At 70.2% G+C, this 19094-nt stretch carries 20 protein-coding genes; 14 read left to right on the top strand and 6 right to left on the bottom strand.

The genetic code is table 11. From position 1 onward, the window contains the following. The first annotated feature begins 17 nt into the window (after window positions 1-17). Window positions 18-515 (top strand): DUF427 domain-containing protein, encoded by a 498-nt coding sequence (locus LBN7_RS00380; protein WP_407360643.1) that lies wholly within the window; start codon window positions 18-20, stop codon window positions 513-515. Window positions 516-536: 21 nt separating this feature from the next. Here LBN7_RS00380 and LBN7_RS00375 read toward each other — a convergent pair whose 3' ends face one another. Beyond that, window positions 537-1850 carry an LLM class flavin-dependent oxidoreductase gene (locus tag LBN7_RS00375; protein ID WP_407360642.1) on the bottom strand — a complete coding sequence of 438 codons (1314 nt, stop codon included), beginning with the start codon at window positions 1848-1850 and terminating at the stop codon, window positions 537-539. Beyond that, window positions 1847-3142 carry an O-acetylhomoserine aminocarboxypropyltransferase/cysteine synthase family protein gene (locus tag LBN7_RS00370; protein WP_116635105.1) on the bottom strand — a complete coding sequence of 432 codons (1296 nt, stop codon included), beginning with the start codon at window positions 3140-3142 and terminating at the stop codon, window positions 1847-1849. Before LBN7_RS00370 ends, LBN7_RS00375 begins: the two co-directional genes overlap by 4 nt. Window positions 3143-3332: 190 nt before the next feature. Between LBN7_RS00370 and leuC the strand changes: the two genes are divergently transcribed. The 6 genes from leuC to LBN7_RS00340 all read left to right on the top strand — a co-directional run bounded on the left by leuC (window position 3333) and on the right by LBN7_RS00340 (window position 9699). Next, complete coding sequence (gene leuC, locus LBN7_RS00365; protein ID WP_407360641.1) at window positions 3333-4790, top strand: 3-isopropylmalate dehydratase large subunit; 1458 nt, start codon at window positions 3333-3335, stop codon at window positions 4788-4790. Window positions 4791-4792: 2 nt separating this feature from the next. Further along, the gene (gene leuD / locus LBN7_RS00360) at window positions 4793-5389 is read left to right on the top strand and encodes a 3-isopropylmalate dehydratase small subunit (protein WP_407360640.1); all 597 of its coding nucleotides are present in this window, start codon (window positions 4793-4795) and stop codon (window positions 5387-5389) included. A gap of 67 nt (window positions 5390-5456) precedes the next feature. Then, window positions 5457-6824, top strand: a complete 1368-nt coding sequence (murA, locus tag LBN7_RS00355) for a UDP-N-acetylglucosamine 1-carboxyvinyltransferase (RefSeq protein WP_116635102.1) — start codon at window positions 5457-5459, stop codon at window positions 6822-6824. Beyond that, entirely contained in the window at window positions 6821-7585 is a 765-nt protein-coding gene (locus LBN7_RS00350; RefSeq protein WP_116635101.1) for a 1-acyl-sn-glycerol-3-phosphate acyltransferase, read from the top strand. Before murA ends, LBN7_RS00350 begins: the two co-directional genes overlap by 4 nt. Then, window positions 7575-8711 carry an NAD(P)H-dependent glycerol-3-phosphate dehydrogenase gene (locus LBN7_RS00345; protein WP_116635100.1) on the top strand — a complete coding sequence of 379 codons (1137 nt, stop codon included), beginning with the start codon at window positions 7575-7577 and terminating at the stop codon, window positions 8709-8711. Before LBN7_RS00350 ends, LBN7_RS00345 begins: the two co-directional genes overlap by 11 nt. Then, window positions 8617-9699, top strand: a complete 1083-nt coding sequence (locus LBN7_RS00340) for a D-alanine--D-alanine ligase family protein (protein WP_407360639.1) — start codon at window positions 8617-8619, stop codon at window positions 9697-9699. Before LBN7_RS00345 ends, LBN7_RS00340 begins: the two co-directional genes overlap by 95 nt. 1 nt (window position 9700) lies before the next feature. On the opposite strand, the gene LBN7_RS00335 is transcribed toward LBN7_RS00340, so the two are convergent. Next, window positions 9701-10183, bottom strand: coding sequence for a DUF3515 domain-containing protein (locus LBN7_RS00335; RefSeq protein ID WP_116635098.1), 483 nt, complete (start codon window positions 10181-10183; stop codon window positions 9701-9703). 23 nt (window positions 10184-10206) lie between these two features. Between LBN7_RS00335 and thiL the strand changes: the two genes are divergently transcribed. Next, window positions 10207-11202: a thiamine-phosphate kinase gene (gene thiL, locus LBN7_RS00330; protein WP_407360638.1), complete on the top strand. Its 996-nt coding sequence runs from the start codon at window positions 10207-10209 to the stop codon at window positions 11200-11202. Here the strand turns inward: thiL and rsmD are convergent. Further along, window positions 11172-11807, bottom strand: a complete 636-nt coding sequence (gene rsmD / locus LBN7_RS00325) for a 16S rRNA (guanine(966)-N(2))-methyltransferase RsmD (RefSeq protein ID WP_407360637.1) — start codon at window positions 11805-11807, stop codon at window positions 11172-11174. The two genes, thiL and rsmD, sit on opposite strands and share 31 nt — an antisense overlap. 61 nt (window positions 11808-11868) lie before the next feature. Between rsmD and LBN7_RS00320 the strand changes: the two genes are divergently transcribed. From LBN7_RS00320 to mutM, 6 genes are all read left to right on the top strand, one after another. Continuing rightward, window positions 11869-14043, top strand: a complete 2175-nt coding sequence (locus LBN7_RS00320) for an ATP-dependent DNA helicase RecG (RefSeq protein ID WP_407360636.1) — start codon at window positions 11869-11871, stop codon at window positions 14041-14043. A gap of 60 nt (window positions 14044-14103) precedes the next feature. Further along, window positions 14104-14601: a pantetheine-phosphate adenylyltransferase gene (gene coaD / locus LBN7_RS00315; RefSeq protein WP_116635094.1), complete on the top strand. Its 498-nt coding sequence runs from the start codon at window positions 14104-14106 to the stop codon at window positions 14599-14601. A gap of 71 nt (window positions 14602-14672) precedes the next feature. Continuing rightward, window positions 14673-15221 (top strand): DUF177 domain-containing protein, encoded by a 549-nt coding sequence (locus tag LBN7_RS00310; protein WP_116635413.1) that lies wholly within the window; start codon window positions 14673-14675, stop codon window positions 15219-15221. Window positions 15222-15223: 2 nt separating this feature from the next. Further along, entirely contained in the window at window positions 15224-15433 is a 210-nt protein-coding gene (gene rpmF / locus LBN7_RS00305; RefSeq protein ID WP_116635093.1) for a 50S ribosomal protein L32, read from the top strand. A gap of 14 nt (window positions 15434-15447) precedes the next feature. Then, the gene (rnc, locus tag LBN7_RS00300) at window positions 15448-16140 is read left to right on the top strand and encodes a ribonuclease III (protein WP_116635092.1); all 693 of its coding nucleotides are present in this window, start codon (window positions 15448-15450) and stop codon (window positions 16138-16140) included. Next, window positions 16133-16996, top strand: coding sequence for a bifunctional DNA-formamidopyrimidine glycosylase/DNA-(apurinic or apyrimidinic site) lyase (gene mutM / locus LBN7_RS00295; RefSeq protein ID WP_407360635.1), 864 nt, complete (start codon window positions 16133-16135; stop codon window positions 16994-16996). Before rnc ends, mutM begins: the two co-directional genes overlap by 8 nt. Before the next feature lie 11 nt (window positions 16997-17007). Here the strand turns inward: mutM and LBN7_RS00290 are convergent, their stop codons facing one another. Beyond that, the gene (locus tag LBN7_RS00290; protein WP_116635090.1) at window positions 17008-18330 is read right to left on the bottom strand and encodes an FtsX-like permease family protein; all 1323 of its coding nucleotides are present in this window, start codon (window positions 18328-18330) and stop codon (window positions 17008-17010) included. Beyond that, window positions 18327-19022, bottom strand: coding sequence for an ABC transporter ATP-binding protein (locus LBN7_RS00285; protein ID WP_407360634.1), 696 nt, complete (start codon window positions 19020-19022; stop codon window positions 18327-18329). Before LBN7_RS00285 ends, LBN7_RS00290 begins: the two co-directional genes overlap by 4 nt. Between the last annotated feature and the right edge of the window lie 72 nt (window positions 19023-19094).

The raw sequence follows: 19094 nt of genomic DNA, 5'->3' as shown, positions 1-19094 counted from the left end.
CGACGTACTCTGAACAGATGCGCCGACCTCTTCCCGTCATCCCCGCTCCGGGGCAGGAATCCGTGTGGGACTACCCGAGGCCACCTCGGGTCGAGCCGGTCGGGGAGCGCGTGACCATCCGCCTCGGCGGCGTGCTGATCGCCGATACCCGGGATGCCGTGCGGGTGCTCGAGACGAGCCATCCTCCCGTCTACTATCTCCCGATCGTCGATTTCGTCCCGGGAGCGCTGACGGATGCTCCCGGCAGCTCGTTCTGCGAGTTCAAGGGCGCCGCGCGCTACCTCGACGTGCGCGGCGGAGACACGGTGCGCGAGGGCGCGGCGTGGAACTACCCGAATCCCGCGCCGGGGTTCGAGACGCTGCGTGACCGGGTCGCGGTGTACGCGGGGCCGATGGACGGATGCACCGTCGGGGACGAGGTCGTCTCCCCGCAGCCGGGCGGCTTCTACGGCGGGTGGGTCACGTCCTCGGTCGTCGGACCGTTCAAAGGCGGCCCGGGCTCGCTGGGCTGGTAGCGCGGCTGCCGAGCCTCCCGATCAGAAGGCGCGCAGGTTCGCCTGCAGCCCGCCGTCCGTGTACTCGCGACGGAGGATGCCGCGTCGGCGGAGCGCGGGGACCAGCTCGTCGAGCGTGCGGTGCAGGCTGACCGGGTGGAAGTCGCCCCACAGCAGCACGCCGTCGTTGCCCCACTCGCCGAGTTCCTCGATCACATCGGCGAACTCCTCGGCGGTCCCGACGAAGCCGGTGCGGTCGGAGAAGCGGCCGGCGCGCACGAGGGCCGTCAGGTGCGCCCGCAGCGGGGCATCCTCACCGCGGTCGCCGACCAGTCGCTGGATGCTCCCGCGCGAGACGTGCGGGCCGAAGATCTCGAGGTCGAGCGGCTTGTCGAGGTCGAGCGACGTGAGATCGGTCTCGAGATCGCTCGACTGCTTGCGGGCGATCTGCAGGAGGGCCGAGTCGTCGGGATGCGCCGACGCGGCGACGAGACGATCGGCCTCCTCGGAAGACGAGGTGATCACCGGCTGGATGGCGAAGAGGATCTTGATGTCGTCGGGGCGGCGGCCCGCGGCGACGGCGGCATCGTGGATCTTCGCCCGGTATGCACGGACGGATGCCTCGTGCAACGGGGCGAGCGCGAGCTGCACGTCGGAATTCGCTCCGGCGAAGCCGAGGCCGCGTCCGGAACCTCCGGGTGACACGATCGCCGGCTCGCCGTCGGTGAAGGGCAGTGCGTTGAGCGGCCCGTCGAAGGAGTAGTGCGTGCCGCGGTGCTGCACGCGTCGCATCCTCGCGCCGTCCGCGAACACGTCCGTGGTGCGATCCCGCACCAGCGCGCCCTCGTCCCAGCTGCGCCAGAGCGAGCGGATGCCGTCGAGCCACTCCTCGGCGCGGTCGTACGCCTCGTCGTGGCCCAGCTGGGCGGCATCCGAGAAGTGGCGTGCACTGCCGGTGTCGGTCACGACGTTGAGGCCGAGACGATTCGCGCTCAGGTGCTGCAGCGTCGCGAACTGTCGCGCGGACGTGTAGGGGAGAGACGCCGCCGGGTTGACGGTCGGAACGACACCGAGGTGCTTCGTGGCCTGGAAGAGGTAGGGCGCGAGGAGCAGCGGGTCGTGCTTCGGACCGCCGAACGCGTGCCGGACGCGGATGTCGATGGTCTCCGGCGATCCCATCGACGGAGCATCCTCGATGATGACGAGATCGAAACCCGCCTGCTCGAGCGTTCGCGCGGCCTCCTGGTAGATCTCGGGGCGCGTCCAGTCGTAGTCCCAGTCGAGGGCGGGATAGCCCCACCCCTGCGGCCCGAAACCGCGGGCGAGGAACCACCCGAAGTGCTGGGGGCGGCTCATGCCACCGCCTCGCGCGTGGCGTCGAGCACGCGCGCCAGATCGGAGATGAGGTCCTCGATGTCCTCGATGCCGATGGACAGGCGCAGCGTGCCGGGGCGCACGCCGAGCAGTTCGCGCTCCTCCTCCGTGCGCTGCGCGTGGCTCGTCGTGCCGGGATGCAGCACCAGCGAGCGCACGTCGCCGATGTGCGTCATGTGCGTGAAGACGCGCACCTGCTCGACGAACTGGCGGGCGGCGTCGAGGCCGCCGCGAAGAGTGAACGTGAAGATGGAGCCGAAGCCGCCCTCGAGGTACCGCACCGCGGTGTCGTGATCCGGGTGCGACGGCAGGCCGACGTAGTCGACGCTCTCGACCGCCTCCTGCGCCTCGAGCCACTGAGCGATCGCCAGGGCGTTGCGCGACTGACGTTCGACGCGCAGCCCGAGGGTCTCCGCGCCCTGACCGATCAGGAAGGCGTTCAGAGGCGAGGGGGAGGCGCCGAAGCGCGGAGCCACCGACTCGCGTGCGTACGCGATCCGCGCGCGGCCGCCGTGCCGGGCGGCGACGCTCGGCAGTCCGCCGCGACCGGGGAGCACGAGATGCGGTGCGTTGTGACCCGCGCGCTCCGCGTCGAAGCGACCGTCGTCCACGATCACCCCGCCGAGGACCGATCCGTGGCCGGCGAGGAACTTCGACGCCGAGTGCACGACGATCGCCGCGCCGTGCTCGATCGGGCGCAGCAGGAAGGGAGTGGCCAGCGTGTTGTCGACGATCAGGGGGATGGCCGCCTCGTCGGCGACGGCGCTGATGGCGGCGACGTCGAGCACGTCGTTGCGGGCGTTGGCGATGGACTCCGCGAACAGCGCGCGCGTGTTGGGTCGGATCGCCGCACGCCAGGCCTCCGGGTCGGCGATGTCGTCGATGAACGTGGTCTCGATGTCGAGTCGGGCGAGGTTGTCGAGGAACAGGCCCCGGGTCCCCTCGTAGATGTGCGTCGAGGTCACGATGTGATCGCCCGCGCCGGCGACGGTCAGCAGCGCCGTCACGACCGCGGCCTGCCCGCTCGCGACGAGCACGGCATCCGCTCCGGACTCGAGGGCGGCGAGCTGACGCTCTGCCGCGTGCACGGTCGGGTTCCCGGTGCGGGTGTAGCCGAATCCGGTGCCGGTGCCGAAGTGGTCCGCCGCATGGTCGAAGTCGTCGAACTCGAACCCGGCCGTGAGGTAGATCGGCGTGGCTCGGGGTGCCGCCGTCTCGCGGCCTCTCGCGGCATGCACCGCACGGGTGGCGAAGCGGGCGGTGTCGACGGTCATGCGGTGCCTCTCGGTCGGTCGGGTGAAGAACAGAGTGTCACGGCGGGTCGGAGCACGCCTGGGCGGTGGTAATCTGACGTCATGCGGACCGTGCTCCTTCTTCTTAGCGGCCGCGACGAGACCTCGTTCTGAGCCCCTCCTCGTCGCGGAGTCCATCGTGGGCCGAACCGCCAGCTTCTGGAGAAACGCAATGAGCACCCCCGCACCCGGTTCCGATTCCGCACGCCGCAGGACCCTGGCCGAGAAGGTCTGGGACGACCATCTCGTCGTCAAGGGCGAGAACGGCGAACCGGACCTCATCTACATCGACCTGCACCTCGTGCACGAGGTCACCAGCCCGCAGGCCTTCGACGGCCTGCGCAGCGAAGGCCGCCCCCTCCGCCGACTCGACCTCACGATCGCCACGGAAGACCACAACACCCCGACGTGGGAGATCGACAAGCCGATCGCCGACCTCACCAGTCGCACGCAGATCGAGACGCTGCGGCGCAACGCGGCCGAGTTCGGCGTGCGCCTGCACTCGCTGGGCGACGCCGAGCAGGGCATCGTGCACGTGGTCGGACCGCAGCTCGGCCTGACCATGCCCGGCATCACCGTCGTCTGCGGCGACTCGCACACCTCGACGCACGGCGCGTTCGGCGCCATGGCGTTCGGCATCGGCACGAGCGAGGTCGAGCACGTCATGGCCACGCAGACGCTGCCGCTCAAGCCCTTCAAGACCATGGCGATCACGGTCGAGGGCACGCTGCGCCCCGGCGTCACCGCCAAGGACATCATCCTCGCCGTGATCGCCAAGATCGGCACCGGCGGCGGTCAGGGCTACGTCCTGGAGTTCCGCGGCAGCGCCATCCGCGCGCTGTCGATGGAGGGCCGCATGACGATCTGCAACATGTCGATCGAGGCCGGCGCCCGCGCCGGGATGGTGGCGCCCGACGAGACGACGTTCGCCTACCTGGAAGGGCGCCAGCACGCGCCGAAGGGCCAGGACTGGGAGGATGCCGTCGCCTACTGGCGCACGCTGCCCACCGATGAGGGCGCGGTGTTCGACGCCGAGGTCTTCATCGACGCCGACGAGCTCGAGCCGTTCGTTACCTGGGGGACCAACCCGGGGCAGGGCAGCTCGCTGTCGGCATCCGTTCCGAACCCGGCCGAGATCGCCGATCCGAACGAGCGCGCCGCGGCGGAGCGCGCCCTGGAGTACATGGCCCTCACGCCGGGGACGCCGCTCAAGGAGGTGCCCGTCGACGCGGTCTTCATGGGCTCGTGCACCAACAGCCGCATCGAGGACCTGCGCGCCTTCGCCTCGATCATCGAGGGCAAGAAGAAGGCGGACGGCGTCCGTGTCATGGTCGTCCCCGGCTCCGCCCGCGTGCGGCTCGAGGCAGAGGCCGAGGGCCTGGACAAGATCATCACCGACTTCGGCGCCGAGTGGCGCTTCGCAGGCTGCTCGATGTGCCTCGGCATGAATCCGGATCAGCTCGCACCGGGGGAGCGCTGCGCGTCGACCTCCAACCGCAACTTCGAGGGCCGTCAGGGCAAGGGCGGGCGCACGCACCTCGTGTCGCCGCTCGTCGCGGCGGCGACCGCCATCCGCGGCACGCTGTCGAGCCCTGCCGATCTGCTCGTCACCATCGGAGAAGAGGCCTGATCATGGAGAAGTTCACCACGCACACCGGCATCGCGGCTCCGCTGAAGCGCTCCAATGTCGACACCGATCAGATCATCCCCGCCGTCTTCCTGAAGCGGGTCACCAAGACGGGCTTCGAGGATGCGCTCTTCCACGCCTGGCGTCAGGATCCGGAGTTCGTCCTCAACCAGGCGCCGTTCCAGGCGGCCTCGGTGCTCGTCGCCGGCTCCGATTTCGGGACCGGATCCAGCCGTGAGCACGCCGTCTGGGCGCTGCGCGACTTCGGCTTCAAGGTCGTGCTCAGCCCGCGATTCGCCGACATCTTCCGCGGCAACTCGGGCAAGCAGGGACTCCTCGCAGCGACCATCTCGGAAGAGGATCTCGAGCTGATCTGGGCCGAGATCGACCGGAATCCCGGGGCGCAGATCACCGTGGATCTCGAGGCGCGCACCGCCTCGATCGGCGACGTCCAGGCCGACATCGGGATCGACGATTACACTAGATGGCGGCTCCTCGAAGGGCTCGATGACATCGGGCTCACGCTGCGCAACGAAGACAAGATCGCGCAGTTCGAGGCCCGTCGCGAGTCGTGGCGGCCCCGAACCCTCCCCGTGCAGTGACACGGAGGGGGCGGGGGAGCCAGGGGCAACCCGCCCCCGAAATCCGTGGAATGAAGTGAGGCTCCGAATGACGACACCTGTGCGCGACGCTCTTCCGGACGGAGTCCCCGCTCTCACCGGAGACGTCCTCGCCATTCGAGGCGGCCGCCCGCTCAGCGGTCGCGTCGACGTCAAGGGGGCCAAGAACCTCGCGACGAAGGCGATGGTGGCCTCGCTCCTCGGCGAGACCGTCAGCGTGCTCCGCGACGTCCCCGCGATCAGCGACGTGGCCGTCGTCCGCTCGCTGCTCGAAGTGCACGGCGTCAACGTCTCCGACGGAGACGAGCCCGGCGCGCTGGTGTTCGACCCGAGCGACGTCGAATCGGCGCACTTCGAGGAGATCGACGCCCATGCCGGCGCCTCCCGGATCCCGATCCTCTTCTGCGGACCGCTGCTGCACCGTCTCGGTCAGGCGTTCATCCCCGACCTCGGCGGATGCCGCATCGGCGATCGCCCGATCGACTTCCACCTGGACGCGCTCCGCAAGTTCGGCGCCGTGGTCGAGAAGCTCCCCAGCGGCATCCGTCTCTCCACGCCGCACGGGCGTCTGCACGGGGCGAACATCCACCTCCCGTACCCGAGCGTCGGCGCCACCGAGCAGGTGCTGCTCACCGCCGTCCGCGCGGAGGGCACGACGGAGCTGCGCAACGCGGCCATCGAGCCCGAGATCATGGATCTCATCGCCGTCCTGCAGAAGATGGGCGCGATCATCTCCTACGAGCCCAACCGCGTCATCGTGATCGAGGGCGTCGAGAAGCTCCGCGGCTACGACCACCGCTCCATCTTCGACCGCAACGAGGCCGCGTCCTGGGCGTCTGCCGCGCTGGCGACCGACGGCGAGATCTTCGTCGGCGGAGCGAAGCAGCAGGAGATGCTCACGTTCCTCAACGTGTTCCGCAAGGCCGGCGGCTGGTTCGACGTCCAGGAGGACGGCATCCTCTTCCGTCGCGACGGCGACATCCAGCCCGTGGTCGTCGAGACCGACGTGCACCCCGGCTTCATGACCGACTGGCAGCAGCCGCTCGTGGTGGCGCTCACGCAGGCGCACGGCCGCTCCGTGGTGCACGAGACCGTGTACGAGAACCGGATGGGCTTCACCGACGCGCTGGTCAAGATGGGCGCCGACATCGTCGTGCACCCGCACGGCCTTCAGGCCGGTCCTCGTCGGGTTCCGCGTCGCGAGCTGGAGCAGGCCGCCGTCATCACCGGCCCGACCCCGCTGCACGGCGCCGACATCGTCGTCCCCGACCTCCGGGGCGGCTACAGCCACGTCATCGCCGCCCTCACCGCGACGGGCGAGTCGAAGGTCTCGGGCGTCGACATCCTCAGCCGCGGCTACGAGAAGTTCCTGGCCAAGCTCGACGCACTGGGCGCCGACTTCGACGTCATCCGGTGACGCGGGTGACTTCCCGATCGTCGGAGACGACGCGGCCGAGTGTTTTCTGGCCGCTCGCCGCGCTGGTGATCCCACCGGTCGCCCTGATCGCGAAGATCCGCGTCACGGGTGCGGAGAAGCTTCCGCAGGAGGGGTCCTTCGTCCTCGCTCCGAACCACTACTCCGAGTTCGATCCGCTGATCGTGTCCGTCGCCGTGTGGCGCATCGGCCGCGCCCCGCGGTTCATGGCCAAGGAGAGCCTCTTCCGTGTACCGGTGCTGGGGTGGTTCCTGAAGCGCACCGGCATGATCCCCGTGGCCCGCACGTCGTCCGCGGCGTCCGCGAAGCAGACCATGAAGCAGTCGGCCGAGCTCGTCGAGCACGGACGCGGCGTCATCGTGTACCCGGAGGGCACGCTCACGCGCGACCCCGAGCTCTGGCCGATGCGCGGCAAGTCCGGCGCGGTGCGACTGGCCCTCGCCGACGGCATCCCGCTGATCCCCATGGCGCAGTGGGGCACGCAGGCCATCATGGGCCGCTACCAGAAGGGCCTCAGCCTCTGGCCGCTGCGCAAGCCCGTGCAGGTGGTCATCGGCGATCCGGTCGACGTCTCCGACCTGCGCAGCCGCGCGGGTGAGCCGGCGGCGCTCAACGAGGCGACCACGCGTCTGATGGATGCGATCACCGCTCTGCTCGAGGAGCTGCGCGATGAGAAGGCGCCCGCGGAACGCTGGAATCCCGCGAGCCACGGCCAGAAGGAGACGGGTCGCCTTGACTCCTAAGAGACCCGCCGTCCCGATCGGCCCGCGGGCCACGGTCATCGGCGCCGGCAGCTGGGGCACCACCTTCGGCAAGATCCTCGCCGACGGCGGGGCGCAGGTGACGATGTGGGCACGCCGCGCCGAGCTCGCGCACGAGATCGACGAGGCCAAGCGCAACTCGCGATACCTACCAGGCATCAACCTTCCCCGCTCGATGGCGGCGACGCATGAGCTGGCCACCTCGCTCGAGGGCGCGGAGCAGGTCTATCTCTCGGTGCCGAGCCAGTCGCTGCGTGAGAACCTCAAGGCGCTGCGCCCCCTGCTGGCCGACAGCGACGCCAAGATCGTCAGCCTGATGAAGGGCGTCGAGCGCGGCACCGGACTGCGCATGAGCCAGGTCATCCAGCAGGAGCTGCGCTGCGATCCCGACCGCATCGCCGTGGCATCCGGGCCCAACCTGGCTCTGGAGATCGCCCGCGAGCAGCCGACCGCCGCCGTGATCTCCTCGCGCAGCCAGGAGACGGCGGAGATCGTCGCGAGGGCGGCGCGGAACAGCTACTTCCGCACGTTCGTGAACACCGACGTGATCGGCACGGAGTTCGGCGGTGTGCTGAAGAACCTGATCGCGGTCGCGATCGGCATCGTGGACGGCGTGGGCTACGGCGAGAACACCAAGGCCTCGATCATCACCCGCGGCCTCGTCGAGATGACCGACTTCGCCGTGGCGAACGGTGCGCACCCGGAGACGCTCCAGGGGCTCGCCGGTCTCGGCGACCTCATCGCGACCTGCCAGTCTCCGCTGAGCCGCAACAACACGGCCGGGCGCCTGCTCGGCCAGGGATACAGCTTCCAGGATGTCGTGAAGCAGATGCAGCAGACGGCGGAAGGCCTCGCCTCCGTCGCCCCTGTGCTGCAGCTCGCCCGCGAGTCCGAGGTGGACATGCCCATCGTCGAACAGGTGAAGATGGTGCTCGACGGGAAGATGGATCCCCGCGATATCGCACCCCACCTGACGACGGACGACGACACCCCCCAGGGTGAGAGGACCAACCATGGACAAGCAGACGGTGGTGGTGCTCTTCGGAGGGCGCTCCAGCGAGCATTCGATCAGTTCCGCAACGGCGGGGGGCGTGCTGGGAGCGATTGATCGCGACCGCTACTCCGTGATCCCGGTGGGGATCACGCGCGAGGGGGCATTCGTCCTCGAGGACGACGACCCCGCGAAGTTCCCGCTCGACGCGGCGCACCTTCCCGAGGTGGTCGACAACGGCACCCGCGTCCTGTGGCCGGAGCCGGGTGGCGACCGCACTCTGCGGGTCGTGCACCCCGACGGTGACACCGAGGGGCTCGGCGAGATCGACGTGGTCCTGCCCATCCTGCACGGCACGCACGGGGAGGACGGGACGATCCAGGGCTTCTTCGACACCCTCGAGGTTCCCTACGCCGGCGGTGGAGTCCTCGACTCCGCGCTCTGCATGGACAAGCACTTCATGAAGATCGCGCTCCAGGCGGCCGGCATCTCCGTCGCGCCGGGCGTCACGGTCCGACGTCGGGAGTGGGACCAGGATGCCGCGCCGGTGCGCGCGAGCGCCGCAGACCTCGGCCTGCCGCTGTTCGTGAAGCCGGCGCGTGCCGGTTCGAGCGTCGGTGTCTCGAAGGTCGAGAGCCTGGACGAGCTGGATGCCGCTCTCGCGACCGCCTTCGCCGAAGACGACAAGGTGCTCATCGAGACCGGGGTGAGCGGCCGGGAGATCGAGGTCGCGGTGCTCGAGAGCGCCGACGGTGTGCGGGCGTCGCTTCCCGGCGAGATCGTGCTGACCTCTCGAGGGTTCTACGACTTCGAGGGGAAGTACCTCGGCGGCGACGGGGTCGACGTCGTCTGCCCGGCCGAGCTGACCGACGCCGAGGTCGCCGCGATCCAGGACGCCGGGATCCGCGCGTTCGAGGCCGTCGACGGGCGCGGTCTCGCCCGCGTCGACATGTTCCTGACGCCTGCGGGTGAGCTGGTCGTCAACGAGCTCAACACGATGCCCGGCTTCACGCCGATCTCGATGTTCCCGAAGTGCTGGGTGGCCTCCGGGCTGAGCTACGGCGATCTGATCACCGAACTGGTCGAGGCCGGGCTGCGGCGCTGATTCAGCCCGCGGGGAACTCGACCCGCTCGGTGCACTGCGCGGTCGCCGGGGAGAGCCCCGGCTGGATGCTGGACGAGATCGTGTCGACCACGGCCTGGAAGTCGATCTGCTCGCCGCGGCGGATGTTGACCTCGACGGCGGGTTCGCGGCCGTAGGTGACGAGCCGCTGGCGCTCCTCCTCCTGATCGAGGACGAGCCAGTCGACGCCGCCGATCGTCGTGCACACGAGCGCGGACGGGGCGGGCGGCTCGACGCCGCAGCGCAGCACGATCGTCGGGTCGCCCCACGCGCCGGTCGCCTGAGCATCGGTCCAGACCCGGTCGAACCCTCCGACGCTGTCCGGGAGCAGCACGGAGACCGCAGCGCAGCCGGGATCGTTCGCATCCTCGGCGGGTTCGAGATGCACGGTCGTGGAGCAGCCGGCGAGGGCCGCGGCCAGGATCACCGCACCTGCGACGGCTGCGAGGCGACGGGAACGGAGCATGCTTCCAGGCTACCTTTGACAGCATGCCCTCCCGACCCGCAGCCGACGACCCTGCCCTCGGAGATCTCTCGGAGGGCGCGATCCTCCGAGCGATCCTCACCCGCACCGCTCCGGGGACGTACACGCTCCTCGGGCCGGGCGACGATGCGGCTGTCGTCGCCGCGCCGTCGGGCAGCGTGGTGGCGACGACGGACACCCTCGTGCACGGACCGGACTTCCGGCTCGCCTGGTCGAACGGGTACGACCTCGGCTGGAAGGCGGCGGCGGTGAACCTCGCGGACATCGCGGCGATGGGCGCCCGCCCGACCGCGCTTCTCGTGGCCCTCGCCGTCCCGCGTGATCTGCGCCTGTCCTTCGTCGAGCGGCTCGCCGACGGGTTCCGTGAGGCCTGCGCGGCGTTGGCTCCCGGCTGCGCCGTGGTGGGCGGGGACCTCACGGTCTCCGATGTGCTGACCGTCGCGGTGACCGCGCTCGGCGATCTGGAGGGACGGGCGGCGGTGACCCGCTCCGGCGCCCGACCGGGCGACGTGGTCGCGGTCGCGGGCGAGCTGGGGCACGCCGCGCATGGCCTCGCCGTGCTGTTCGGTCGGTTCCGTGACGGCGACGTGCCGGTCGCGATCGATCCGTCGAAGCTCGCCGCGGGGGAGAGCGCCGCGGTCGCCGCGCAGCTGCGTCCTTCTCCGCCGGTCGGACTCGGCCCGGTGGCCGCGACGGCGGGCGCGACCGCCATGATGGACATCTCCGACGGCCTCGCACTCGATGCGCGGCGGATGGCCGCGGCGTCGGGCGTGACGATCGCTCTCGACGGCGGGTCCCTCGGCGACGATCCGGATCGTGCGCTGGCGGGCGGCGAGGATCACGGTCTCCTCGCGACGTTCCCGGACGGCGTCCTCCCGCCCGGATTCCGGGTCATCGGCGAGGTGCGGGCCGCCGGCAGCGACGAGCTGCTGTGCGACGAGCACCCGGTGGACGTCTCCGGTTGGGATCCCTATCGCGACTGGGACTCGGTCGCGGGCTGAGCGTCGATCCCGGGCTGAGCATCGATCCCGGGCTCAGCGTCCGGTGAGACCGGCTCCGCCCACCACAGCGCCGTGTCGCCGTAGGCCTTCTCGCGGAACAGCTCGAGGCCCGCTGCGGCGAAGTCAGGCGGTGTCGAGCGCCGAGCACGTTCGACGACGACGAGCGCCTGTGGCGAGAGCAGCGGCGCGAGGGCGACCAGGTCGGCCGTCATCGCCTCATCGTCGAGATCGTACGGCGGGTCGGAGAACACGAGGTCGAACGTGCCGGAGGCCCGCAGCAGGTAGGTGTGCACGGCCACCTCGTGCACACGGACGGCCGCCGAACCGCCCGCCTTCGCCACGGTTGCGGCGTTGCGGCGGATCAGCGCGGCCGCCTGGCGTCCGCGCTCGACGAGATCCGTGCTCGCCGCGCCGCGGCTGAGAGCCTCCAGCCCGAGGGCCCCGGATCCCGCATAGAGGTCCAGCACGCGCGCGCCGTCGATGGCATCCGCGGACTCCAGAGCGCCGAACAGGGACTCGCGCACCCGGTCGCTGGTCGGACGTGTGCCGGCGCCCGGCACCTCGAGTCGTGCTCCGCGTGCCCGTCCGGCGATGATCCTCGTCACCCGTTCACGATACGACAGACACGGCGTCCGAGGTGTCCGCGGGGTTCCCTAGACTCGGAGCATGCCGCTCACGCTCGATTCCTCGCTGGAGGAGGCCCTCGGCGCCGCCCCCGCGAAGACGCTGAACCGGGCGTTCGGCATGCAGTCGGTCGCAGACCTGGTCTCGCACTACCCCCGGCGCTACGCCGATCCGGGGGAGCTCACGCCCATCCGCGACCTCCCGATCGGCGAGACCGTGACGATCGTGGCCGAGGTGCTCTCCTCGAGCTTCCGCCGCATGCGCAACCGCCAGGGGGCCATGGTCGATGTCGTGATCGGCGACGGCATCGGGCGCATGTCGCTGACGTTCTTCGCCAAGAACCTCGGCGCCGCCGAGTGGCGCTCGAAAGACCTCGCGGTCGGACGGCGCGGTGTGTTCTCGGGCAAGGTCGGCATGTTCAACGACGTCACCCAGTTCGCTCACCCCGAGTACGAGCTCTTCGACGACGAAGACGCGGCCCGGCGCCGGGCCGACGCGCGGGCGGCGGTGCTCATCCCGATCTACCCGGCGACCTCGACGCTGCAGACCTGGCAGATCGCGAAGTTCGTCGGACGGGTGCTCGACGACCTGACCGGCATCCCCGATCCGCTCCCGGAAGAGGTGCGCACCGGGGAGGAGCTACTCACGGCCGCCGAGGCTCTCGAGCTCATCCACCGGCCGCGCACGCGCAATGACATCGATCCTGCCGTTCGCACCCTGCGGATGCATGAGGCTCTCACGCTGCAGACGGCCCTGCTCCAGCAGCGCGATGCGGTCCGCGCGCTCTCGGCCACCGCGCGCCCTGCGGAGCCCGGAGGCCTGCTGGAGCGTTTCGACGCCTCGCTGCCCTACATGCTGACCCCTGACCAGCAGACAGTGGGCGACCAGGTCGCGCACGACCTGGTGGGCGCCTGGCCGATGAACCGCCTGGTCCAGGGCGAGGTCGGCTCCGGCAAGACGCTTGTCGCGCTGCGCGCGATGCTGCAGGTCGCCGAGAGCGGAGGGCAGGCCGCGCTGATCGCTCCGACCGAGGTCCTCGCCGGTCAGCACCTCCGTTCCATCGCGAAGATGCTCGGCCCGCAGCTCGCACCTCTCGTCATGCCGACGCTGCTCACCGGACAGCTCCCGGCCGCCGAACGCCGCAAGGCCGCGCTGCGCGTCGCGTCAGGGCAGTCGCTCATCGTCGTCGGAACGCACGCGCTGCTCGGCGAGAAGACGACGTTCGCCGATCTCGGCCTCGTGGTCGTCGACGAGCAGCATCGCTTCGGCGTCGAGCAGCGGGAGGCCCTGCGGGCGAAGGGCTCGAGCCCGCATGCGCTGGTGCTGACGGCGACCCCGATCCCGAGGACCGTGGCGATGACGGTCTTCGGCGACCTCGACACCTCCGTCATCCGGACGATGCCGGCCGGACGGGCCGGCATCGAGTCGTTCGTCGCTCCGCTCGCCGAGCATCCGGGGTGGTTCAACCGGGTCTGGGACCGCGCTGCCGAGGAGATCGCGCAGGGTCGGCAGGTCTTCGCCGTCTGCGCAGCGATCGACACCGCCAAGAAGACGGCGGAGCCGGGGGAGCAGACCGCTCTCGCGCCCGAAGGTGCGGCAGGGCCGCGGTGGGGTGTGGTGCAGCTCGACGAGGCGCTCGCGACGCACCCGAAGCTGGGATCGCTCCGTCGGGCCGTGCTGCACGGCAAGATGCCCTCGGACGAGAAGGATGCCGTGATGCAGGCCTTCGCGCGCGGCGAGATCGACCTGCTGCTGGCGACCACGGTCATCGAGGTCGGCGTCGACGTTCCGAACGCCTCGACGATGATCGTCCTCGACGCCGACCGCTTCGGCGTCTCCCAGCTGCATCAGCTGCGGGGCCGGGTGGGTCGCGGCGGGGTGCCGGGGCTCTGTCTCCTGGTCACGGAGGCCGAGGCAGGTTCCGTCGCCCGCGAGCGCGTGGATGCCGTCGCGGCGACCCTCGACGGCTTCGCGCTGGCCGAGGTCGACCTCGAGCTGCGTGGCGAGGGCGATGTGCTCGGTGCGGCGCAGGCGGGCGTCCGATCGTCGCTCAAGCTGCTGCGCGTCGTGAAGGACGCGGGGCTCATCACCCGTGCCCGTGAGGTCGCCGAGCAGATCCTCTCGGCGGACCCCGAACTCGCGCGGCATCCGGGACTGCGCGAAGTGATCGGCCGCCGGGTGAGCGACGAGGACCGCGCCGCGCTGGCGAAGAACTGACGCGATCCGCGTGCCCTAGGCTGGAGCCATGCGATGCATGGAGCGACGGATGGAGTCCCAGTGAGCAGCCGGATCGCCGTCGTCCCCGGTTCCTTCGATCCGCCGACGCTGGGTCACCTCGACGTGATCCGTCGTGCCGCGAAGCTCTACGACGAGCTGCACGTGCTCGTCGTCCACAACCCCGGCAAGGAGGCGATGCTGCCCATCGCGCAGCGCCTCTCGCTCCTCGAGCGCTCGATCGCCGAAGACGGCATGGCCGGGACCATCGTGATCGGCTCCTGGAGCATGGGCCTCCTCGTTGACTACGCCCGCGACGTCGGAGCCGGCGTCCTGGTGAAGGGCATCCGCTCCCAGATCGACGTGGCGTACGAATCGCCGATGGCGATCGTCAACCGGCACCTGGCCGACATCGAGACGGTCTTCCTGCTTCCGGACCCGTCGCACGCGATGGTGTCGAGCTCGCTCGTGCGCCAGGTCGCGTCGCTCGGCGGCGACGTCACGCCGTTCGTCCCTCCGGCCGTCGCCGCATTCCTCGACACCGGCGCGCGCGGGATCTGAGGACCGCTCACCGCCGCTCGTCCGGCCCGCTCGCAGACGGAGCCGGGTAGCATGGCGTGGTGCGATCTCGACTGAACGGCCCTTTCGTCCTTCCCGTCCGCGACATCGTCCGACGCCCGGGGGAGATGCGTGAACACGAGTTCACGGTGAGTCTCGCCGAACCCTGGGGTGAGGGGATCGTCCGGTACGAGGCGGGTTCCGACCTCGACATCGACGTGCGTCTCGAGTCGGTCCACGAGGGGATCCTGGTCTCCGGAACGGCGGAGGCGGAGTACGCGGGAGTGTGCGGAAGATGCCTCATCGACATCACTCAGCCTGTCGAAGTCGAGTTCCAGGAGCTTTTCGCGTATCCTGGTGAGGAAGAAACTGACTTCGAGGTTCAAGACGACCACGTGGATCTTGAAACTCTCGTCAGGGATGCGGCCGTGTTGTCGCTTCCATTTCAGCCGGTGTGTCAGCCGGACTGCCCGGGTCTCGACCCGAAAACGGGCGAAAGGCTGACCGTGAGCACCGGGACGGAGCAGGCCGCTCCCATCGATCCTCGATGGAGCGCGCTCCAGCAGATCACAGACCAAGACGGCAAGGCATCGAGCCGCGCCGCCGAGAAAGAAGAGAGCTAGTCATGGCTGGTAACCCCCCGAAGCGCAAGGTCTCCCGTTCGAACACCCGCTCGCGCCGCGCGCAGTGGAAGGCGGCTCCCGTCGCCCTCGTGAAGACGATCGAGAACGGCAAGACCGTCTACAGCCGTCCCCACCAGGCGAAGGTCGTCACCGACTCGCAGGGCACTGAGCTCTTCCTGGAGTACAAGGGCCGCAAGGTCGCCGACGTCTGAGTCGCGAACTCATCGTGACGGAGGTCCCCGGGGGGACGAGACCTCTCCCAGTCAAGCTCCGCGTCGACATCGACGCGGAGCTTCTGGAGTTGGCGCTCACCCATCGCTCGTACGCGTACGAGCACGGCGGCATCCCGCACAACGAGCGCCTGGAGTTCCTCGGCGACTCGGTGCTCGGCCAGGCCGTCACGGTCATGCTGTTCACCACGCACCCCGATCTGGATGAGGGCGAGCTGGCGAAGCGCCGCGCGAGCGTCGTGTCGACCGTCGCCCTCGCCGAGGTGGCGCGCGGCATCGATCTGGGCAGCCACCTCCGGCTCGGTCGTGGCGAGGAGCAGACCGGCGGTCGCGACAAGGACTCGATCCTCGCCGACACCATGGAAGCCGTCATCGGCGCCACCTATCTGTCGGCGGGCCCCGAGGCCGCGACCGAGCTCGTGCTCCGCCTGACCGAGCCGCTGCTCGCCGATCCCGAGCGCTACGGCGCGGCGATGGATCCGAAGACCAGTCTTCAGGAGCTCGCCGCTCGTTCCGGGGCCACGCCGCCGCAGTACTCGGTCGAGGCCAGCGGGCCCGATCACGATCGACGCTTCACCGCGACGGTCGAGGTGGGCGACATCCGCATGACCGGCACCGGCAGCAGCAAGAAGACCGCCGAGATGGCGGCCGCGCTGAGCGCCTGGCGCACGCTGAACGAGCGTGCCTGAGCTTCCCGAGGTCGAGGTCGTCCGCGCAGGTCTCGCGCCTGCGGCGATCGATTCTCTGATCACCGCGGTCACCGTCCTCGACGAGCGGGCGCTGACACGGCATCCGGCCGGCGCGGCCGATTTCGTCGGACGCCTCGAGGGGCGCAGGTTCTCTGCGGCATCCCGGCGCGGGAAGTTCCTCTGGCTCCCGCTCGACGATGCGGAGTCCGCGCTGATCGCGCATCTCGGGATGAGCGGGCAGATGCTGCTGCGCGCACCGGATGCCGCCGCGGAGCGCCATGAGCGCATCCGCATCGATCTCGAGCATCCGCAGCACGGCGAGCTCGCGATCGTCTTCTCGGACCAGCGGACGTTCGGATCCCTCGCGGTCGACACCCTGATCCATGACGGCTCGTCCCTGATCCCGACGCAGGTCGGCCACATCGCCCGGGATCCGATCGACGACGCGTTCGACGACGAGCGCTTCCGGCAGGCTCTCGCCCGCAAGAACAGTGCGATCAAGCGGGTGCTCCTCGACCAGAACGTGGTCAGCGGCATCGGCAACATCTACGCCGACGAGGCGCTCTGGGCGGCGCGCATCCATCCGGAGACACCGGCGAGCCGCCTGTCCACACCGGCGGTTCATCGGCTTCTCGCCGAGGTGCGCGCGGTCCTCGCGAAGGCACTCGCCGAGGGCGGAACGAGTTTCGACGCGCAGTACGTCAACGTGAACGGGCAGGCCGGGTACTTCGCGCACTCCCTCAACGCCTACGGTCGCGGTGGTCAGCCGTGCCCGCGCTGCGGGACGCCGATCCGCCGGGCGGCGTTCATGAACCGCTCCTCGCACTTCTGCCCGACCTGCCAGCGCCGCCGCTGACCGCGGCATCGTCACGCTGCCTGGAACGCCCCGTTCAGCAGCGGACGCGTGGCCCAGGTGCTCGCCCAGACGACGCCGATGCCCACGGCGACGATGGCAGCGATCGTCAGGAGCGAGAGCGGTGCCGTGATGAGGGCGATGCCCACGAGCGGGAACACGACGACGGCCGCGCACAGCGCCGATCCGATCGCCGTCACCAGCAGCGGCGACATGATGGCCCGACGTCGCGCCCGATCGACCGTCTCCAGCGGCATTCCCAGGTGATGCAGGCTGCGGTGGAGCTCTCGCTGATCCAGCACGTCGGATGCCTGGTTGACACCGACGGATGCCGCCACCATGAGGAACGAGCCGATGAGCGTGACGACGAGCCCGGTGCGGATGTCGTCCGCCAGGGCGATGTCCGACGCGGTCGCCCCCTCGCCGCCCATGACGTCCAGGAGTGCGACGCCCGTGCCCGCGAACACGGCCATGAACGCGGCCATCGCGATCCCGCCGACCTGGCGCCACGCCGCCTTGGGGGAGTCGAGGACGATGCGCGCGGCGAGCAGGCGCTCCGGCTTCTCCGCGCGACGCAGCTGTCGGGACGCCGAGACCTTGAGGACCCAGGGGCCGACGACATTCAGCACGGCGAGCACGGCGCCGAAGAGCCCGGCGAGCACCGCGATGGTCGCGACGAGGCTTCCGACCGAGGGGAAGACCTTGATCAGGACGAAGGCGATCGCGATGGCGCCGACGGCGATGACCGCGCGGATCCAGTGCACGCTCGAGACGGTGGCTCGCGTCCGGACTCCCAGCGGCGAGATCACGACACGGCGGAGTCCGACGATCGCGCTGCCCGCCGCCAGCACGAGAACGCCCCCGAGAACGGCGAGGATGTGCAGCGGAGACAGGACGACCGCGCCGAAGCCGAGCGGTTCTCCGCGGAACGGGATCATCCCCACCAGCGGACTGATCGCCAGATGGCCGAGGATGCCGGCGAGCGCTCCGGCTCCGGCGACCAGCACCGACTCGGTGACGGTCGCGACGGTGACTCCGGCGGGGGAGACTCCGAGGAGCCGGAGCGTGGAGAGCCGCTCGTCGCGACGACGTGCGGAGAGACGCGCCGCCGCTCCGCCGAGCGACAGGAGCGGGACGACGAGAAGCACCAGCGCGATCGCGGCCAGCGCCTGGTACAGGGGCGCGTACTCGTCGGTCCACCCCCAGAACGACTGCGCGCCGCCGATCACGGTGAGCACGAGCGTGGTGACGATGCCGAAGGCCACGACCGGCAGGGCCAGGACGCTGTTCTGACCGGGAGCGGGGCGGAGGAGCAGGGCGAGCACGTTGGCGTTCATGCGGACACCGCCGAGGCGACGATGCGTCCGTCGCGCACCGCGATCGTGCGGGTGCAGCGTGCGGCGACCTCGGGGTCGTGGGTCACGACGACGAGCGTGCGACCCTGTCCGGTCGTCGACCAGAGCAGCGCGTCCATGACCTCGGCCGACGTCTGGGAGTCCAGCGCACCGGTGGGCTCGTCGGCGAAGACGAGCTCCGCGCCGGTCGCCTGGGCGCGCGCGATCGCCACGCGCTGCGCCTGACCACCGGAGAGCTCGCCGATGCGGCGATCCTCCATGCCGGCGAGCCCGAGCGCAGCGAGCCAAGCGGCCGCATGCTGCGCGGCGTCCTGTCGACGGATCCCGTTGATCATCGAGGCCAGTGCGACGTTCTCGACGGCGGTCAGCTCGGGGATCAGCAGTCCCTGCTGGAAGACGAAGCCGAAGCGCTCGCGACGGAGCCGGGAGCGGGCAGCCTCTCCCAGCGAGGTCACCTCCACTGCGGCACCCTCGGCGGGGCGGAAGGTCACGGTGCCGGCATCCGGTGAGACGATGCCGGCCAGCACATGCAGCAGCGTCGTCTTGCCCGACCCCGAGGCTCCCATGATCGCGACGGACTCGCCGCGGTGGACCGCGAGGTCGACGCCGGCGAGGGCACGGGTCGAACCGAAGTTCTTGGTGAGGGCGTGGGATTCGATGACGGGGATGTTCATGCTTCCAGCCTCGTCATCGGCCTCGCCGCCGTCGTCCGTCAGGCGGATGAGGGAGCGGGCCCGACGTCATCC

It is taken from the genome of Microbacterium sp. LBN7 (assembly GCF_045690345.1).
Classification (GTDB): domain Bacteria; phylum Actinomycetota; class Actinomycetes; order Actinomycetales; family Microbacteriaceae; genus Microbacterium.
This window is presented reverse-complemented; position numbering and strand designations above follow the sequence as displayed.